Annotated in this window: 3 protein-coding genes; all 3 read right to left on the bottom strand. The window is 47.1% G+C overall.

Translation table 11 applies throughout. The features are described from left to right. The coding region (locus tag P8O70_07850; GenBank protein MDG2196790.1) for an AAA family ATPase at nucleotides 1–1,646 on the bottom strand (1,646 nt) is incomplete at its 3' end. A gap of 122 nt (nucleotides 1,647–1,768) precedes the next feature. Further along, nucleotides 1,769–1,999: a hypothetical protein gene (locus P8O70_07845; protein ID MDG2196789.1), complete on the bottom strand. Its 231-nt coding sequence runs from the start codon at nucleotides 1,997–1,999 to the stop codon at nucleotides 1,769–1,771. Between the two features lie 294 nt (nucleotides 2,000–2,293). Continuing rightward, the coding region (locus tag P8O70_07840; GenBank protein MDG2196788.1) for a hypothetical protein at nucleotides 2,294–5,513 on the bottom strand (3,220 nt) is incomplete at its 5' end.

The raw sequence follows: 5,513 nt of genomic DNA, 5'->3' as shown, positions 1-5,513 counted from the left end.
GTCAGTATCCGTAGGTCTTTGGCAGGATCAAAACTGCGTGTACCTTGTTCATCAAATACTGTGTCAACGAAGTTGATTCGTTGCAGGTCCGCACCGGCTAAAGCAAGGCGTGGGATCAACGTATCCTTTGGATCGTCTTCTCCAGACCAGATTAGGACATTACTTCCCTTCGCTTGACTTCCGTCAGGCCAGTTGCCTCCTGTAGAGACAATGGCTGCCATCTGCATCGCGATGGTGGTCTTACCAGTACCGGGCTGCCCTGCCAATAAATGAAACTTGCCTTGTCCCAGCCAGTCTTTCCAAAGCCATTGAATCGATTCCATGGGGATATCGCTAGCCTGTCGTAAGCGGACCTTCTCCCCTGAAGAACCTTGTGTACGTAGCAGCTTGAGGACATCAGCGAGGGTGCGCGCATTCAGGGTGCTACTGATGTCTTCTCCTCCAGATGGCGATTCCAGAAAACCCAGCAGTTTCTGCTCGAGTTCCGGATCATCGAGTTGGATATCCGTTCTGCGAAACGCATTGGCAGCCTCTATCTGACGAACGTGATAGAGTCTGCTGCGTGGATCAAGCCGGAGCCAGGGAGTTGTTGGTGGTGCCTTCGTTTCTGTGGACGCAGATTCCTGAGAGCCTGCTGAACTGTTCCGCTTCTTAGCAAAGCCTTCGAGAATCGAAGGACCACCCAATAAATCTACAAGATTGTCCCGATCCGATAAGTGATCGCAATGTCCGTGAAGACATTTGAATCTTTGCCCACCTGCAGGTGTGCGCAAGATGACGGTGGAACTTGTCCCATCGCTGTTCTCGGTGTGCTGTTCTCTATTCGGACAGAGAACAATGACAGTCTCTCCCTTGTCCTCAATCACCCAGCCACGACTTTGGAACAGTGCAATGAAGTCGATGGTGGAGTAATCGTAGAAAGTGGAGTCATTGCCAAAATCTCCGGCATCACTGCTGGAAAATCCTTGCTTCTCCTTTTTCTTGGAATGCCCGTTGAACTTTTGCTTACCGGCCTTGGCCGGATAACTTGCTGCCAGGGTTAGGTGATCAACAAAGTGGATGTCCTGCCAACTTTCATCGAGCCAGCGGTATTCCTTCCTTGTGACTGGATGAATCGAGGGAGGAACCACCAGTTGGCTGCCTTCCCCCTGGATTTCTCCGCCGTGATCAGCAATACCACCAGCACCTGCAAAAACAAATTTAGCAGGTGTATCAGAAAGGACGTAATGATGGCGTTTACCACTGCCGGTTTCGACAACGGGGCCGCCCTTCAGCCACTCATAGCCCTCGTCATCATTAGACTTTTGCAGGTGTGTTTCCCATAGCACATCATCGTCGTAGTCGATTCCTCGCAGGAACCTTCCCTCTTCCATCGGGATGCCACAAAGCAAGCCCACGTTGTCCTCTGCTGAAAACAACCTCAGCACTGCTTCCGTATCCAAGCCCTGGTATTTTTCCAGCTTCTGCCATTGCTTTTGATAGGGCTTCTTGCCAGATAAAGGTATCGGGTAGAGCCCAAGTTGATGGTATTGCCGAATCGCCTGATCCCGGCGTTTTCTCCACTCAGCCGTTGGATCAGCACTGTCTTCCAGATTGTCGTCAGACCCTGATTTGGACGTGACTTTTCTCTCATGTTGATTTAACATATTAATCCAATATTTAAATATTATAACTTGAGCCCCGGCGTCAGAGTTCCTACCTCTCACGACCGGGGTTTTGTTGTTTTTGGACGAATGTCCTTTAGCCACAAAGATTTAGTTCAACAGCATCAGCGCTGTGGCACCAATCCTTCGTTGCGTTGGGACAATTCCTCCAAAAACAGCATCAACCGCTGGTGGTCAACCAACACGCTCCTACCAACTTGGATTGCGCATCCATGGCGAAGCATATCTGGTTTACGATTGAAAAGGAGCCAACGCAGATCCAATGGACACTTGCCGCTAGCAATGTAATGTGACGCCCGCTCCCATTGTGGGGTCGGTTTCGGTTTAATTTCCATATTATTTCCTTATTAGAAGTTATGGACGATCCCGGCGAACTCCGGGCTCAGAGACAGATCATACCGTTTTTTTCACAATGTCAACGGGTTGTGGGAATCAGCAAATGCTCATTCAATCAGTATAAGAATTGAAGAGTGTGGGAGATTTTTGTGTTTAGTTGGTGAAGATGGAGATTGAAGAGAATTATTTTCCTCTTCAAATTAGGAAATTTAGGCGGGAGTTTAAGTCATTGCTAAAATAGTGAGGAAAAAACAAGGCGGTTTAGCATTGAAATTGTTAAAAATTTTCTATGTCTAATTTGCGCGTGCGGAAACTTCAGCAGCAGGAGCAACATTACCGGTCCCCCTACCATTAACAGCGGCGATCCTGTAATAGTACCATTTGTTGGTGATCAAACTTGCATCTGTATAACTGCAGGTCCCACTGACACAACCGGACGCCACATTCGTGATCGTCTGTAAACTGGCACTACTACTGTTCAAATTATTCTGATCAAAGGTGATGACATCGGTGAGGCCTCCCAAAGACTGCTCAACTTTATAAATTGTATAGCTTGTACTGCCGGGAACAGCACTCCACTGAAGTTGGATTTGCCCCGAAGTAGAGTTGTCTAATGATAAATCTTCCACAATGGGAGGTAAGGTTTTTTGGTAAAGAGCCTCAATTTCAGTAGCACTTAAAGACCTGCCGAAGATTTTCACCTCATCAATAAAGCCTTTCCAATTGTTGTCACCATGACGGTTTAGACCAATCTTGATTCGATCCCACTGATTTCTCGTTGGCGAACAGGTTGGCGAACTTGAACTGTTACAGACTTTCAACCAGCCAGTAGAGCTGTCTCTGAGTCTGCCGTTAACATAGAAGAAAATATCATCATCAGCTTCATGGACTAAAACCGCATGGTACCAGTTACCGATGTAAAGCCTCGGGCCATGAACCTTGTTGTCTCCGGAAATCGAATTGAAAGCGCGTATTCGGCCGACGGGTTCGTACTGATCATCGACATCAATTTGCAGATTCGGTCCATTATTGTCATCACCGGTGGAAATCACTGAAGAGAATTTTTCAAGGTCTCCATCTGGGTTCAGCCACACTGAAATTGTCCAGTTGTCAGGGATGTCACTGTTGGAAAAGTTGTCGTTGTAGCCAAAACTCCCATTGTGTCTCGATCCATCCAATTGCCCGGATCCATCAAAATATGCAGAATTTCCATAGGCACATCCCTCCCCGAAAGAAATGCTACCTCCTGCATTAGAACTAATGTTGAAGGGCCAACCATCAGAACTGGACCGAGAACCCTGGGCGCTCTTATCAAGTAAATCACTGTTCAAGGGATAATAAATCAGCAAATCTGGATCAGTGTCATTGATCGTTGAGGAACTTGCTGTGGAAGTACATTCTACAGGAAGTGGACTGCCGCTGACTTCGTTGGTGGAAAGTTTAAGAATGTTCCCATTACTCGTGTCTCGGGCTCCAAGTCGATAATAATAGGTCTTGGTAGAATCTAGAGTACCGTGAACATACATACTCTTCGTTCCGAGGATGATGGGTGTCGCATTGTCGGATGCGTCCACGAGTCGATTGGCAGGTACACGGGAACTTGGCGCAACTGTGGTCCAGTAAAAGGTGTAGGTATCACTGGAGTTATCAAAGTTGCTTGGGGCGCCCCAACCAAGAGAGAGTCGATTGAAGTCTTGAGTAATATTATCGATATTAAAGTCACCCAGTAAACTGATGTCATCATCAATGATCGTCACGGTAGCATTCTGAACTCCCGATTCAGAAGCACTATCACCTCCAGAAACTCCGGTGATGTTCAAAATGACTGTCTCATTGTCCTCCGTCGTATTGTCACCAAAAACCCCAACCGTTGTTGTACCTGTGGTATTGCCCGCTGAAATCGTGATCGTTGAACTGCTGAGAGTGTAGTCTGCGCTGGCAGTAGCAGTTCCTGAAGCTGTCAGTGTAACGGTTGTATCTACTGATGCAGTTCTACTCAAGGAGGCGGTAACAGCAGCATTCGTTGTCCCAGAATTCCCTTCGTTCACTGAGGCTGTTCCCGAGAGTGTTACAACTGGGGCAGATAATGTCGTTGCCGATACCACCGTTGAGTTGTCGCTGGTACCGGCAGAATTATTGGCTGCAACCTTGTAATGGTAAATTGTTGCTGGATTCCTGCCGGTGTGGGTGTAGGTAGTACCAGGGACAGCAGGACTAATCGTATTGAAACTGGAATTATCAGTACTCCAATAGACCGTGTAGTTATTGGCACCGGTCATATTGTCCCAGGATAATGCCACCTGAAGATTGCCACCGGTTGCTGTCAAATTTGTTGGGATGTTTGGGCTAACGTTGTCGCACTCAGCGTAGGCCAAACACTTATCGACCACCTCCTCTGTTGTCAGTGCTCTGCCGTAGATCTTGAACTCATCGATGTATCCTTTCCATCGAATATCTGTATTGCGATTGATCCCGATCTTTAATCTATCCCAAGTCGCTTTGGCTGTTTGTGTGCCAACAACAACGGCATCTCTGTATAGAGTCCATTGATTGGCGTCTGTGTGGACAGCAGTAAGATAATACCACCGGCCATTTGCAATCGCACTGGAGTCTGTAATGTTGTTTTGATTGAAACCAGGATCAGCACCACCGGTATTGTAAAATAACATTCGTAAATGATCTGAATCATCTACGTCAATTTGATGGTTGCTGCTGCTCTGTGATCCACTGGAGTAAGCTGCAGAGAACTTTTTATTGTCTTCATCCCCATTGACCCACAATGAGATTGTGAAATTACCTGTCAGTGTAGGAATGTTGTTGTGGGTGAAGTTGTCGTTGTAGGCATAGCCTGTAGTAGAGTCATAGTAAGCAGCATTTCCGTGGCCACAACCACGAGCATACTTGATCGTACCACCTGTATTGATCAGGTTGTACCTACCATCTCCATTAGCATTCTTGACATCGTTGAGATTATTGTTGAAGTCATAGTGTACCAAGAGATCCGTATCATTGTCTGTCTGCTCCGTGGTTGAGCAACCTACAGTGGGCTGACCGCTGACTTCTGTAGACAAGGAACTTGAGTTAGAACCCTCGAAAGCCTTCAGGCGATAGTAGTAGGTGGTACCCCCTGTCAAACCACCATGAATGTAGGAAGTGGTAGAACCACCTGAAATGTAAAAAGGCGAGTCAGATGCGCTCACTCCAGCTGAAGTACTCCAATAGAGTACATACCTGTTAGCACCTGGGATGACACTCCATGAGATTGTGTTCTTCTCATTTGAAGGGGTAACTGAGATCGAAGGTGTGGAGACGTCATCATCAATGATGGAGATGGAAACAAATTGATCCCCCCCACTCTCTACCGCTGTAGATCCGGTTACATTGTCAATATCAATGCGAACCACTTCCCCAAACTCATCTACAGTATCCTGAACGGATGTGATTGTCGTTGTTGCAGTGCTTGCTCCTGCAGCAATCGAGAGATTGGTCGAGGCAATCGTGTAGTCACTGGTG

This window comes from SAR324 cluster bacterium (assembly GCA_029245725.1).
Classification (GTDB): Bacteria; SAR324; SAR324; order SAR324; family NAC60-12; genus JCVI-SCAAA005.
Note: the sequence above shows the minus strand (reverse complement) of the source record. Positions and strands in the feature narration are given on the sequence as shown.